At 70.1% G+C, this 12,720-nt stretch carries 13 protein-coding genes and 1 pseudogene; 11 read left to right on the top strand and 3 right to left on the bottom strand.

The features are described from left to right. The first annotated feature begins 20 nt into the window (after positions 1-20). Positions 21-923: an endo alpha-1,4 polygalactosaminidase gene (locus AC4OXY_RS39660; protein ID WP_491992138.1), complete on the top strand. Its 903-nt coding sequence runs from the start codon at positions 21-23 to the stop codon at positions 921-923. Continuing rightward, positions 923-1,177, top strand: a complete 255-nt coding sequence (locus AC4OXY_RS39655) for a hypothetical protein (protein WP_491992137.1) — start codon at positions 923-925, stop codon at positions 1,175-1,177. The genes AC4OXY_RS39660 and AC4OXY_RS39655 overlap by 1 nt, the downstream gene beginning before the upstream one ends. Before the next feature lie 8 nt (positions 1,178-1,185). On the opposite strand, the gene AC4OXY_RS39650 is transcribed toward AC4OXY_RS39655, so the two are convergent. After that, entirely contained in the window at positions 1,186-1,788 is a 603-nt protein-coding gene (locus tag AC4OXY_RS39650; protein ID WP_491992136.1) for a TetR/AcrR family transcriptional regulator, read from the bottom strand. A gap of 120 nt (positions 1,789-1,908) precedes the next feature. Here AC4OXY_RS39650 and AC4OXY_RS39645 point away from each other — a divergent pair, with 120 nt between their 5' ends. From AC4OXY_RS39645 to AC4OXY_RS39630, 4 genes are all read left to right on the top strand, one after another. Next, positions 1,909-2,718: an SDR family NAD(P)-dependent oxidoreductase gene (locus tag AC4OXY_RS39645; RefSeq protein WP_491992135.1), complete on the top strand. Its 810-nt coding sequence runs from the start codon at positions 1,909-1,911 to the stop codon at positions 2,716-2,718. A 373-nt stretch (positions 2,719-3,091) separates the two neighbouring features. Then, positions 3,092-3,736, top strand: a complete 645-nt coding sequence (locus AC4OXY_RS39640; protein WP_402064749.1) for a polysaccharide deacetylase family protein — start codon at positions 3,092-3,094, stop codon at positions 3,734-3,736. Between the two features lie 574 nt (positions 3,737-4,310). After that, positions 4,311-4,718 carry a hypothetical protein gene (locus AC4OXY_RS39635; protein WP_491992134.1) on the top strand — a complete coding sequence of 136 codons (408 nt, stop codon included), beginning with the start codon at positions 4,311-4,313 and terminating at the stop codon, positions 4,716-4,718. A gap of 414 nt (positions 4,719-5,132) precedes the next feature. After that, a complete protein-coding gene (locus tag AC4OXY_RS39630; protein ID WP_491994712.1) occupies positions 5,133-5,333 on the top strand; it encodes a hypothetical protein in 201 nt (66 codons plus the stop codon). Here the strand turns inward: AC4OXY_RS39630 and AC4OXY_RS39625 are convergent, their stop codons facing one another. Continuing rightward, a complete protein-coding gene (locus tag AC4OXY_RS39625) occupies positions 5,334-5,660 on the bottom strand; it encodes a putative quinol monooxygenase (protein ID WP_491992133.1) in 327 nt (108 codons plus the stop codon). 384 nt (positions 5,661-6,044) lie between these two features. Between AC4OXY_RS39625 and AC4OXY_RS39620 the strand changes: the two genes are divergently transcribed. Next, positions 6,045-7,562 (top strand): LCP family protein, encoded by a 1,518-nt coding sequence (locus AC4OXY_RS39620; RefSeq protein ID WP_491992132.1) that lies wholly within the window; start codon positions 6,045-6,047, stop codon positions 7,560-7,562. 234 nt (positions 7,563-7,796) lie between these two features. Here AC4OXY_RS39620 and AC4OXY_RS39615 read toward each other — a convergent pair whose 3' ends face one another. Next, on the bottom strand, positions 7,797-8,174 hold the full coding sequence (locus AC4OXY_RS39615; RefSeq protein WP_402064739.1) for an ArsR/SmtB family transcription factor: 378 nt from the start codon (positions 8,172-8,174) through the stop codon (positions 7,797-7,799). Between the two features lie 100 nt (positions 8,175-8,274). On the opposite strand from AC4OXY_RS39615, the pseudogene AC4OXY_RS39610 reads away from it, so the two are divergent. From AC4OXY_RS39610 to AC4OXY_RS39595, 4 genes and pseudogenes are all read left to right on the top strand, one after another. Next, positions 8,275-8,456 (top strand): annotated as a pseudogene (locus AC4OXY_RS39610) (LCP family glycopolymer transferase); the annotation flags it as partial. A 723-nt stretch (positions 8,457-9,179) separates the two neighbouring features. Beyond that, positions 9,180-10,895, top strand: coding sequence for an LCP family protein (locus AC4OXY_RS39605; RefSeq protein ID WP_491992131.1), 1,716 nt, complete (start codon positions 9,180-9,182; stop codon positions 10,893-10,895). 102 nt (positions 10,896-10,997) lie between these two features. Then, the gene (locus AC4OXY_RS39600) at positions 10,998-11,264 is read left to right on the top strand and encodes a hypothetical protein (RefSeq protein WP_491992130.1); all 267 of its coding nucleotides are present in this window, start codon (positions 10,998-11,000) and stop codon (positions 11,262-11,264) included. A 213-nt stretch (positions 11,265-11,477) separates the two neighbouring features. Then, positions 11,478-12,698: a metallophosphoesterase gene (locus tag AC4OXY_RS39595; protein WP_491992129.1), complete on the top strand. Its 1,221-nt coding sequence runs from the start codon at positions 11,478-11,480 to the stop codon at positions 12,696-12,698. Positions 12,699-12,720 lie beyond the last annotated feature (22 nt).

Here is a 12,720-nt window from a genome sequence, read left to right as displayed (position 1 = left end):
CTCTCTGGAGCTTGTCGACCATGCGTAACCGGATCTTTCCCCGTCGCTCCGCTGTGGCTTGCGCGGTGTCGGTCGCCGTCGCCTCGTTCCTCGCCATCGCCTGTTCGCGCGGCGAGGATACGGAGCAGTCGCCTTCCTCGTCCGCGACCGCGTCGACCGGGGCCGACGCGGCGTCGGGGAACGCGGTCGAGGGATCGTCCAAGGTGACGCTTCCGCCTGTGCACGCGGGCTTCGACTACCAGCTCGGCGGTCCCTACACCCCGCCGGCCGGGGTGTCCGTCGTCGTCCGTGACCACACGGCGCCGCCCGCACCGGGGCTCTACAACATCTGCTACGTCAACGCCTTCCAGGCCCAGCCGGGCGCGGAGAAGGAGTGGGATGCCGATCTGCTGCTCCGGGACAGGGCGGGCAAGGTCGTCATGGACAAGGACTGGGGGGAGGCCATGCTGGACGTTCACACCGACGCCAAGCGCAAGCGGATCGCGCGGAAGGTGAACGCCTGGATCGACGGATGCGCGGCCAAGGGCTACAAGGCCATCGATCCGGACAACTACGACAGCTACACACGCGTACCCCACGGGCTGCTCACCGCGAACGACGCGAAGGCGTTCCTGTCCCTGCTCGCCGTCCACGCGCACGCGCAGGGCCTGGCCATCGGTCAGAAGAACACGGCGGCGCTGGCTCCGTACCGCAAGCAGGTCGGCGTCGACTTCGCCGTGGTGGAGGAGTGCGGCCAGTACGACGAATGCGGGGACTACGCCGCCGCGTTCGGCCACCACATGATGGTGATCGAGTACACCGAGCAGGGCATGAGGAAGGCGTGCCGGGGCTGGGGCGACAAGATCAGCATCGTCCGGCGGGACCTGAACCTCGTGCCCGCCGGCGACAAGGACTACCACCGGGAAACCTGCGGCACGTCCTGATGCACCGGCATTCGACGCCCGGCTCGATCCGTTCCTGTCGGCCGCACTTCGGCAAGCGCCTGCGGGCCGCCGAGTTCGCCCCGACCGGGCACCGTCACGGCGGGCTGCCTGGTGAACGGCGCGCCGGCGTCCGGCACTTCGACCACCTGGTCGGCCTGGCCGACGGGCACGGTGCCGGGCGCGGGGTGGTCGCGGCGAACGAGGGCGCCACGAACCCGCTGATTGCTACGGCAGTCTCCCCGGACCGAGCCTGACGGCCTCCTCATCCCCGGACTGCGGCGACCGCCTCGTCGAAGGCCCGCTCCATGTCGATCGTGCCGCCGCTGCGCACCCAGGCGTCCGTTGCGGTCTCCAGGCAGGCCAGGGCGCAGGCGGCGAGCGCGCGGGACCGCAGCTCGTCCATCGGGTCCGTGGTTGCGCCCAGGCGTCGCACGATGTCCGGGACGAGCAGGTCCGTCCACTGCTGGCGCTTCTCCAGCTGGCGCGCCCGGAGAGAGGACGAGGCGTGCAGCATGCTGGTGATCTTGAGGAAGTCCTCAGATGAGTAAGGGAGCGAGTCGTAGAGCGCTTTGAGGGCCGCTCGGAGAGCTTCCCAGGGCGGTTCGCCGGCTGGACGCGCTTCCAGTGCGGTCCGCAGGGCCTCGCCGTGCTCGGCGTGGTCGCCGAGCACGATGTCCTCCTTGGTGCCGAAGTAGCGGAACAGCGAGCGTCGCGAGATGCCGATCTCGTTCGCGATCTGCTCCATGGTGGTGGCCTCGAATCCGTGCTCGAGGAACAGCCGCATCGCAGTGGAGACGATCTCGGCCTGCACAGCTCGCCGGGTGCGCTCCCGCAGCCCCGCCGGATTGCCCGCGCGATGGTTCATGACTCCGTAGCCTACCGCGTTCTGCACTCAGTACCGGTCTGGCACTGTGTGACAGATTCGGCGTACAGTGCCATAACAGTGTCATCGCCGAGAGTGTCCGCCCTTTCCCGGGAGCCGCCCATGAGCACCGTCGACTACCACGGCCAGACCACCCTCATCACCGGTGCCAGCGCCGGCATCGGCGCCGAGTTCGCCCGGCAGATGGCCGCCCGCGGCTCGGACGTCGTCCTCGTCGCCCGCCGCGCGGAACGGCTGGAGACGCTCGCCGCCGCACTCACCGCGGCTCACGGCGTAGGGGCCGCAGTCATCCCCCTCGACCTGAGCCTGCCCGCCGCGGGGCAGACCCTCGCCGAGGAGGTGGCGCGCCGCGGCCTGGGGGTGACCAGTGTCGTGAACAACGCCGGATTCGCTACCTTCGGGCCGTTCCACGCCGAGGACCCCAAGCGGCTCGGCCAGGAGATCAGCGTCGACATCGCGGCCGTCGTCGACATCAGCCGGGCATTCATCGAGCCGCTGCGGACCGCCGGCACCGGAGTCCTGGTCAACGTCGCGAGCATGGCCGCGTACTTCCCCATCCCGAACATGGCCGTCTACGCGGCGGCCAAGGCGTTCGTGCTGCACTTCACCGAGGCGCTGTGGCACGAATCCCGCGGGACCGGGCTGCGCGTGCTCGCGCTGTCGCCCGGTGCGACCAGCACCGAGTTCTTCGACGTCGTCGGCACGGACGCGGCAGACGGCGGCAGCAAGCGCCAGTCCCCGCAGGAGGTCGTCGCCACGGCACTGCGCACGCTCGACCGCCGCACACCACCGCCGAGCGTCATCTCCGGCCGCCTCAACCGCACGATGGCGACCCTGGCCCGCACGGCCGGCCGACGCCGCACGGTCCAGTTCATGGGTTCCACGACCTCCGCCCGCCAGCCGGCGCCGTGACCGCGCACACCGACGGGCTGCTGCGGAGGAGACGCGGGCCCGGTCGGGGATCACGTTCCGTGCCGCCACCGTCCAGTCAGTGCTGCGGCAGGGCTACTTTCCCGCCGAGATCGCCGAAGGCAAAACACCTTCGTGCAACGCCGACCACGACAACCGGCACCGCCCGTTCCATCGAGTGGACCGGGCCCGTGTTCTGTCCGCAAAGAGCGCAACCACCCTCCGGGGTGACGCAGTTACCCAAGGCATGGAGAACACGGGCAGTACACATGTCACCCGGCGGGCCCTGCTGTCAGTCGGCGGATTGATGCTTCTCGGCGCCTGCACAGCCCCTGGCGCTACGCCTGAACACGAAGGGAGGCCGGCACCTGACACCGTGAAGCCCACTCATCCGGGCGACTCTCACGCCAGCGAGCCGGCCTACGTCGAGCTGCCGGGTCGGCCGGAGTTCTACGTTCACCAGGGCCCGCGGGCGATCGCGCTGACCATCGACGACGGTCCGAACCCGGAATGGACTCCGCAGGTGCTGGACCTCCTGCGCCGCTACGCCGTGACCGCCACGTTCTGCCAGGTCGGTGCCCGCGTCAGCGCGTACCCCAACCTGGTGCGGGCGGTGGCCGCCGAAGGCCACCTGATCGCCAACCACACCTGGACCCACGCCGACCTGGCCCGGGCATCCGCAGCGACCGTCCGCTCCCAGCTGGAACGCACCAGCGACACGATCGAGAAGGTCACCGGCCAGCGCCCCACGATCTTCCGCGCCCCCTACGGAGTCTGGTCGGAGCCAACCCTGGCCACCTGCCGCGCGATGGGCATGCGGCTCCTGGACTGGTCCGTCGACCCCCATGACTGGTCACGACCAGGCGCTTCGCTCATCGTCGAGCGGATCATGGCTCACGCCCATCCCGGATCGATCATCCTCGAACACGACGGCGGAGGCGACCGCTCCCAGACAGTGGCCGCCCTGCACCTGGTGCTTCCCCGCCTGCTCGATGCCGGCTACCAGTTCGTCACCCCCTGACGGGAGGTGCCGACGGCGGCCGAACAGCGGCCTTCTGCGGGTAGCGCTTGCCGGACGCCGTACCTCCACTTCTACCGAACCCCGCTGCGGTCCTGTTTCCAGGCATCGCGGGCCCCGCGATTCATCCGGATGTGGCAGCCCGTCAGGGTCGCGCCGGGGCCTGGTGGCCGTCGTCACCCGTTCGGTGCACAGCGGTCGCTGTCGCACGGGGAGTCGGGTTCGCTGGCCAAGGGCCCTGTGTCGCGACCCGGGGCCTTCCAGCATCGTCGACCGAAGGAGACACGGCCGTGCCCAGAGGCAGGATTCACGAGTGAGCCCTGGATCAGGGTCAGGGGAAGATCCGGAATCTGCACAAGGGGGACACCGATACCCGGTCTCCGTGAGGGCGCCGGGCTCGGCGAGAGCCGCCAAAAAATGACGAATCGCGGGGCAACGGCGCTCGGGCATTCTCTCTCTGACAGGGTGCGGTCGGTGAACTGATACGGCGGCTGCGGACCGGGGACGGTCTCGGGTACTCCGCTTTTCGCCGTTGCCACGGCCGAGACCTCGAAGGGCTCGAAGGGGGAGACAGACGATGGGCTTTCTCGACCGACGTGCTGTACGTGCGGCCGTCGTCACGGCAGCAGGCGTGGCAGCACTTGGGCTGAGCACGGTGACAGCTTCCGCGAAGATCAGTTACGACTTCAAGGTAAGCCCGCACACCGTGAAGGCCGGCGAGCGCGTCCACGTGAAGGGGGACGCCTCGAACGACTCGGAAGACTTTCAGAAGTTCTGTGTGCAGCAACGACAGGGCAAAGGACCCTGGCGTACGGTGAAGTGCGCTCACGGAGGCATCGGCCTTGGTGGCGCAGTCGATACCTGGGTACAGGCGAAGCGCCGAGGCACGCTGCAGTTCCGCGGCGCGCTCTACGAGACGGGCTGGACCTCGCACAGGCTGCACCTGCAAACGGTCACGCCCACCGAGACAGTCCGCGTTCGCTGACCGCGGACCCGCACGGTCTCGAAGCTTGCGACGCGTCTGCTCGGCCCTGCCGTTTCGATGGCAGACGGGACGGGGGTACGAGCGCGGACGGATCGAACTCAAGGCGATGCACTGCGACGGATGCCGGAGCAACTTCGCCGACGACATGGCCGAAGCCGACGGAGCCACGACTCCCCCCAGACCCGAAGTCGGCCCCGGCGACGTCACATGGATGAGCCACCGGTCCACCCAAAGTGCGGCACATTGGCTCGCGTTCAGAGGCCTTCAGATGGCGCTTGATGCCGCTCCCGGCCCCCCCCCCACGCCCACCGATATCGTGGCCGTGCGAGTCCGTGCGCGGGCCCGGGAGGTCGCGACCGCCACCAGGACGGCCGCGGGCACCGGCTCGCCCACTCACCGGACGCGCCCCGTACGCTGCTCGACCACGCCGCCGAAGCCCTGCACCGCCTTCCGGCCGACCCGGCCCTGTCCCTGCCCGCCTTCGCCGCCCGCGTACTCGGAGACGCCCACGCCTCGTCCTGTCCGGTGCCGGCGCCCTCCCCCGATCGAGGAGAAGACGGTAGTGACCAACCTCCTGACCGATCTGACGGCTTGACGGCAAGCGCGACGGAATGATCAAGACTCGGCGATTCGGCTGTGCACATGGACGGCGTGGCCGTAAAAGCCCTCGGGTTGCTGAGCCAGGAGTGGAAACACCCGGCGAGTCACCGCCGCGACCGGTTCGGAACGGGTGACCGCGTCGTGCGCTTCCTTGTCGATCCACAGCTGTGTCAGCCAGACCGTATCCGGCTCGTCAAAGGCCGTGTTGATGCTGTAGGCAAGCAGGCCGCTGTCCTCGCCGCCGGCGCGGAACCCGTCAAGGAGCAGAGTGATCAGTTCGTCACGCCGCCCAGGCAGTGCGGTCATCCGCCCGTAGACACTGAACATGTTCTCACTGGACACGCGCGTTCCCCCTTCGCCGGACGTCCGCCTGCGAGACTACCCGTCCGCGGGCTCCGCAGCCTCCGTCGACGAAGCTCGCGTCGGCACGGACGACGCATGATGTTGGGCGGCAATTTCCCTGCGCCCTCGATGGCCGACCGCACCGTGGTGCCGTCGCCGGGAACGGCCCGAAAGAGACAGCCGGCGGGGTCGGCCGAGGCGGACACCACATCGTCGGCAGGGGCGGTGGCGGATCGCGCCGTACCCCTGACGGGCAGCTCTTCGGCGCCGAACAGCTTGTCCTTCGGGCGGCGACTCAGAACAGGCAGGGTGGCCCGCCCTCTGCCATAATTGCCATATTGCGCAACTGTACAACCATTGGGTAGAGCCAGTCGTCCCTTCTGTATGACGCGGACGGACGGGGGCGCCCGGATGACCACCACAAGGGACGGCAGGACAGCACGGGGCCGCAGGCGCAGCCCGTGGCGAACAATGCTGCTCATCGCGCTGGTCGTCGTGATGCTCGGCGCGGTGGGCCTCGGCTGGATCTACCTGAAGCTGAACAGCGGCATCCACACCTTCGACGCGGGCGGCCTGTCCGGGCACCGCCCCGCGGCAGGCCCGTCCCGGAGCGAGAACGTCCTGGTCATCGGGTCCGACGCGCGCAATGACGGCAACAGCTCACTGGGCGGCGGCGATACGAACGACATCGGCCGTTCCGACACCGCGTTCCTGCTGCACGTCTACGCCGACCACAAGCACGCCCTCGCCGTGTCGATCCCCCGCGACACCCTGGTGACCATCCCGCCCTGCAGACTGCCGGACGGCTCCTGGACGAAGTCACAGACCGACGCCATGTTCAACTCCGCGTTCTCCGTCGGGCAGACGGACAAGGGCAATCCGGCCTGCACCCAGAACACCGTCGAACAGCTCACCGGTCTGCGCGTGGACCACACCGTGGTCGTGGACTTCAAGGGCTTCGCGGCGCTGACCGGTGTGGTCGGCGGGGTGCAGGTCTGCCTGCCGCAGGACGTCTACGAGAAGGACCTCGACCCCAACCGCGCCACCCGGGGCAACCTGCTCTTCAAGAAGGGCGAGCAGACCGTTTCCGGGCAGCAGGCCCTGGACTACGTCCGTATACGGCACGGTCTCGGTGACGGCTCCGACATAGGGCGGATCAAACGGCAGCAAGCCTTCCTCGCCGGCCTCGTCAAGAAGGTCAGGAGCGACGGGATCACACCCGTCAACCTGCTGCCGCTGGCCGACGCCGCCACGAAGTCGCTCACGGTCGACCCCGGACTGGGCACGGCGAACAAGCTGATCTCCTTCGCCATGTCGCTGAAGGACATCGGCCTGCACGACACCAAGTTCGTCACCCTCCCCTGGCGGTACGCCGGCGAACGCGTCGCCGTCGTCGAGCCGGACGCCTCCAACCTGTGGGCAGCACTCAAGGCGGATCGCACCATCGACGGCAAGGACGCCAGCGGGAAGAAGCAGCCTCAGGGCGGCGCGGCCGCATCGCCCAGCCCCACCCAGAGCGTCTCTGGCGCCGGTATCGACGTCGCCGTATACAACGGCACCACCCTGAGCAGCCTCACCTCCAGGGCCGTCTCGGCACTCACGGAGCACGGCTTCACCGTCACCGGCACCGCCAGGGCGAGCAGCCAGGACGACACCACCACCGTCATCGAGTACGGCGCCGCCCTGAAGCCACAAGCCGAGACGGTGGCCCGGCTCTTCCCCGGCGCCCAACTCCATTTCATCGGCGGATCGGGCATCAACGTGGTCCTGGGCGCCTCTTACGCCACGGGCGGTTCCTCCGCCTCGGAAACCCCGACCGCCGTGCCCGGCTCCGTGACGGGCGACGCCCGCTCGGCGGACGACGACCCGTGCTCCGATCTCACGTACGGATCAGGTGGCTGACGAGGCGCCGCGCGGTCAGCAATGGCGAGGGAGGCCGCCACTGACGTGGCCACGCCGCCCACGAGCAGCGGGCCGCGCGGGCCGTTTGACGACGAGCGCGAGCGCGGGTGACCGGACGGAGTACGACCAACTCGTCGTGGCAGAGGGACCCGTCGGCGGAGACGTCCCGGTCGTGCTGCCTCCACACGTGCACGAAGCGGGCCGCGTCGGGAGTCGGCGTCTCGGCGCGCTGCCTCAGGCCGGGCAGTCCCAGGCCCCGGTCCTGCGCGACTGTCCCCGCAGTGGCATCGATTCCCCGGTACGCCGGGCGAGCTGACCGACCATCAGCCGGACGACGAGGACGACGTCGGGGTCGTCGATACGGTAGATCTGCCGCCGGCCCTCGCGGCGGGAGCGGACCAGGCCCGCGAGCTTCAGCTTCGACAGGTTCTGACTCATCGCGGGCAGCGTCCCGCCCACCCGTTCCGCGAGCCGGCTCACATCGCTCTCGCCCTGGGACAGCGCCCACATGATGTGGAGCCGCGGCGTCGAGGCCAACAGCCCGAAGGCGGTGACTGCCTCCGCGAGCGCCTCGGCGGACAGATCCTCGAAGCCATCGACGATCTGCGCCACAGTCCTCTCCCGTCCGTACCTCAAAGACGCTTCACACGCGCCCGCCCAGTGTAGGCGTCATGGACTCAAGAACGCCTTGCAATACCGCGCCGCGGCTGAGGTCATCGTCATCGGCTCCGACGGTCGCGTCCACGGCAACAACGCGCCGGGCGGCGGAAGCAAGAACGACGTCGGGCGCTCCGACAGCGCATTCCTCCTGCACGTCTACGCCGACCACGGCATGCCCTCGCGGTCTCGATCCCGCGTGATGCGCTGGTCGTGATCCCGCCCGTGCGGGTGCCACAGGACGTCGACTCCGGCCTGTGAACGACTGACGCGCTGATCTCTTTCGCCATGTCGCTGAAGACCATCGACCTGCACAACACCAAGTTCGTCACCGTGCCCTGGCGTTACGGCCACGCGCGTGTCGCTCTTGTCCAGCCGGACGCCGACGAGTTGCGGGCGACGCTGAAGGCCGACCGCCCCGTCGGCACCGAGAGGACCGGTCGTGCCGGGCCCGAACGCCGGGCAGCCACCGACCCGCCGAACGCCGACCTGCTACGGCTTCACCGTCGCCGGCACAGGCAGCGACGCCCGCCGCGACCAGGTCGTCACCGCCATCCAGTACGCCTCGGCCCTCAGGCCCCGGGCCGAGCAGGCCAAACATCAGCGTGGCCCTGGGGCAGGGCTACGCCGTCTCCGCCCTGCCCGCTACACCCCGGCGCACGCCAGTCACCTCGAACCTCCGCTCCGCCGACGACTCCCCCTGCCCCGACCTCTCGTAGGGATGAGCGATGGCATCGAAGCGCGTGCCGTCGGCCAGGACAACGCGGCGTGGCGGATCACCTACGCAGCGATGTCCCCACCTGTGAATCGAGGCCGACTGGTGAGCAGCAGCCCGTCCGTTTGCTAGATTGCGCAATCACGCAACTGAAGTGCCGCCCCACTTCGCCCGACGGACCGGCCGCAGACCACCGGCCGCACCCCCGAGGGACTGCTGGGCGCAACCATTGCCGGGAGTGGGACATGAGTGACCTGCGGGACGGCTCCGCCGGCCGAGCCACGCGCCGCCGCACTGCCCAGGTGCCCCGCCGGCACACGGACAGGCCTGCCGACGAGCGCCCGCCAGGTGGCCGGGCGGCGGCACGGGCGGCGTCCCGGTCCTCCGGCCGCGGGAACTCGCGGCGCCGCGTCCGGCCGACGCGCAGGGGCAGGCGGGCGCTGCGGATCGCCGGGACGTGCCTGGCCTTCCTGGTCCTGGTGACCGCCGGCGCCGGGTGGTGGTTCTACGAGCACCTCAACGGCAACATCAACAGCGTCTCACTCGATGGGAAGGGCGGCAGCGAGAAGGCGGACGCCTTCGGCCGTACCCCGATCAACCTGCTGGTGATCGGCTCGGACGGGCGCACCAGCGCGGCCGACTGCAGGCTGGGCGGCGGCTGCTCCCGGACCGGGGTGCAGTCCGGCAACGGCAACGCGGACGTGGAGATGGTGGTGCACATAGCCGCCGACCGCTCCAACGCCACGGTGATGAGCGTCCCCCGCGACACCATGACCAACGTCCCGGCCTGCACCGATCCCACGTCGAAGCAGTCCACGTCCGGCTACTACGGACAGATCAACAGCGCTCTCTCGTACGGCCCGGCCTGCCAGGTGGCCACCATCCACCAGCTCACCGGCATCCCGATCGACCACTTCGTCAAGCTCGACTTCTCCGGCGTGGTCAGCATGTCCGACGCGGTCGGCGGCGTGGACGTGTGCGTCAGCGACAACGTCTACGACACCTACTCGCACCTGAAGCTGTCCAAGGGCACTCACACCCTCAAAGGCGTCGGGGCCCTGGAGTTCGTCCGCTCCCGGCACGGCTTCGGCGACGGCAGCGACCTCGGGCGCACGGTCTCGCAGCACCTCTTCCTCGGGGCGATGATCCGCAAGTTCAAGAGCGCCGGCACGCTCACGGACCCCGCCAAGGTCTACGGCCTCGCCGACGCGGCCACCAAGGCGCTCACCGTCGACGACGGGCTGGGCAGCATCAGCAAGCTGGTGGGCCTGGCCTCCGACCTGGACAAGGTCCCCTCCCACCGGATCACCTTCACCACCATGCAGACCGCCGCCGATCCCCATAACAGGGACCGTGTCGTGCCGGGCGCCGGGGCCAGGTCGCTGTTCGCGAGCATCGCCAACGACCAGTCGCTGACCGCCGGTTCGGGCAAGAAGTCCGCAGCACCCTCCGCCACCGCCCGGTCCGTCACTCCCTCCCGGATCGCCGTGACCATCGAGAACGGCACCACTGTCGGCGGCCGGGCCTCCGAGCTGGCCACCGCCCTGACGGACAAGGGCTTCAGCCAGGGCACCACCACGGCCAACGCCCCCACCACCGCGTCCGTCACCACGCTCGCCTACGGCACCGGGCAGGAGCCCGAGGCCCAGGCGGCGGCCAGCGCCCTCGGCCTGCCTTCCTCACACCTCAAGCAGGGCGGCGGCACTGGCCTGACCCTGGTCATCGGCAGTGACTGGCCCAGCGGCACCAGCTACCCCGCCGGCCACGGCAGCACCGGCGCCTCCTCCCCTGCCCCCGCCGACACCCACGCCGCGGTCTCCGACGCCCACGCCCAGACGGCCGACCAGCCCAAGGGGTGCGCTCAGGTCAGCCCCTACAGGACCGTCTCCCTCAACGGCGTCAGCATGACCCCCGCCCAGGCGTACGCCGCCGCCCGCAGCCAACCCGACTCCGACTCCTGAACCGTTCGTCGCGGCCGGTGCTCGTTTCGCCACCCTCAGCGAAAACCTCATCAGTTGCGCAATGATGGAAGCGTCCACAGAGGCGAAGGGGAGGGGCCGGCCATGCGGGAGACAACCGCCGCGGAAGGCGTGCTCGACGAACTGGCGCAAGGGTGTCCGCTGCCGCCCGAGGACGAGGTGCGTGACACCTATCAGCCGGTCGAGGTGTACGACGGGGAGGGATGGCCGTGGCCGGGATCCACCACCGGATGGTGGACGGGCCCCGACGGCGTCACCGCCTGCCGGCTGCGACTGTCGGGCGTGGCGACTGCGCGATGGGTCCTGTTCGACCCGAACCGGATCGTCGCCCGGGTCCAGAGCGGCACGTAGACCGCCCGCCTGTCGGACGGCGGACCGGACCAGCGAGCCGGGCGACCACCTCGGTGCGTATCCAGCCAGTGGAGGTGTTCTACGGCGGAGTCCTGCCATCGCGCGGAGAACCCTTCGCTGCCAAGGGGCCGCGCTCAATGAACGCCGGTCCGGTCGGCCCGAGGGCGACCGGATACAGTGCGCGAGACGGCAGCCCGGTCAGGGAGGGGAAGCATGACCGCCACCAGTAACACCCGGCCCGCCGAGGGGGAAGCGCAAGCTCCGCGGCAGAGTCGACTGCACCGCCTGATGCGCTACATCCCCCTGATCGCCCCCGTCCTGCTGTGGGCCGTGCCCTGCTGGGTGCTCCTGTACGCCGGCCAGCACTGGCCGCTGCCCGTCACGCTGGTCGGCACCGGCCTGTTCGCCCTCGGCCTTGTCGGTATGCCGCTCGCGATGGCGCGCGGCCATGGCCGGCGCCAGCAGGACCGGGCGGCGATCGTCGGTGACACCCTGCTGGGCACGAGCTGGGTTCTGTTCACCTGGTCCGCTCTGCTCGGCGTCCTCTTGCGGCTCGCCCTGACCGTGGCCGGCGTCGGCGGGAGTCAGGACCGGGCCCGGATCGTCACGTGGGCCGTCCTCGGTGTCACCGCCGTGCTGCTCGCCTGGGGGTACGCCGAGGCCCGCCGCGTGCCACGCGTGCGCCGACTCGACGTGGAACTCCCGCGGCTGGGCGCGGGGTTGGACGGCGTCCGCGTCGTCCTCGTCACCGACACCCACTACGGCCCGCTCGATCGCGCTCGCTGGTCGGCGCGGGTGTGCGAGACGGTGAACACGCTGGAGGCCGACCTGGTCTGCCACACCGGCGACATCGCGGACGGCACGGCCGAACGCCGCCGCGCCCAGGCCGCCCCACTCGGTACGGTGCAGGCAACCCGGGCCCGGGTCTACGTCACCGGCAACCACGAGTACTACAGCGAGGCCCAGGGCTGGGTCGACCTGATGGACGAGCTGGGCTGGGAGCCGCTGCGCAACCGCCACCTGCTGCTCGAACGCGGAGGCGACACCCTCGTGGTCGCCGGTGTGGACGACGTCACGGCCGAGTCCTCCGGCCTGGCAGGCCACCGCGCCCACCTCGCCGGAGCCCTGGACGGCGCCGACCCCGACCTGCCCGTCCTGCTCCTGGCACACCAGCCCAAGTTCGTCGACCGGGCGGCAGCAGCCGGCGTCGACCTCCAGCTCTCCGGGCACACCCACGGCGGCCAGATCTGGCCCTTCCACCACCTGGTCCGCATCGACCAGCCCGCCCTCGCCGGCCTCAGCCACCACGGCCCCCGCACCCTCCTCTACACCAGCCGCGGCACCGGCTTCTGGGGCCCGCCCTTCCGCGTCTTCGCCCCCAGCGAGATCACCCTGCTCGTACTCCGCTCCCCGCACCTGCCCACCTCGCCGTAGCACGCGGCGGGCCACGCCGACA

Source organism: Streptomyces sp. HUAS MG56 (assembly GCF_058673395.1).
This window is presented reverse-complemented; position numbering and strand designations above follow the sequence as displayed.

What these genes read in the sequence shown, in the direction of transcription:
- AC4OXY_RS39605 (WP_491992131.1), top strand. Translation starts at nt 9,180, where the DNA reads ATGAGTGACCTGCGGGACGGCTCCGCCGGCCGAGCCACGCGCCGCCGC.
- AC4OXY_RS39650 (WP_491992136.1), bottom strand. Translation starts at nt 1,788, where the DNA reads ATGAACCATCGCGCGGGCAATCCGGCGGGGCTGCGGGAGCGCACCCGG.
- AC4OXY_RS39655 (WP_491992137.1), top strand. Translation starts at nt 923, where the DNA reads ATGCACCGGCATTCGACGCCCGGCTCGATCCGTTCCTGTCGGCCGCAC.
- AC4OXY_RS39635 (WP_491992134.1), top strand. Translation starts at nt 4,311, where the DNA reads ATGGGCTTTCTCGACCGACGTGCTGTACGTGCGGCCGTCGTCACGGCA.
- AC4OXY_RS39620 (WP_491992132.1), top strand. Translation starts at nt 6,045, where the DNA reads ATGACGCGGACGGACGGGGGCGCCCGGATGACCACCACAAGGGACGGC.
- AC4OXY_RS39600 (WP_491992130.1), top strand. Translation starts at nt 10,998, where the DNA reads ATGCGGGAGACAACCGCCGCGGAAGGCGTGCTCGACGAACTGGCGCAA.
- AC4OXY_RS39645 (WP_491992135.1), top strand. Translation starts at nt 1,909, where the DNA reads ATGAGCACCGTCGACTACCACGGCCAGACCACCCTCATCACCGGTGCC.
- AC4OXY_RS39660 (WP_491992138.1), top strand. Translation starts at nt 21, where the DNA reads ATGCGTAACCGGATCTTTCCCCGTCGCTCCGCTGTGGCTTGCGCGGTG.
- AC4OXY_RS39595 (WP_491992129.1), top strand. Translation starts at nt 11,478, where the DNA reads ATGACCGCCACCAGTAACACCCGGCCCGCCGAGGGGGAAGCGCAAGCT.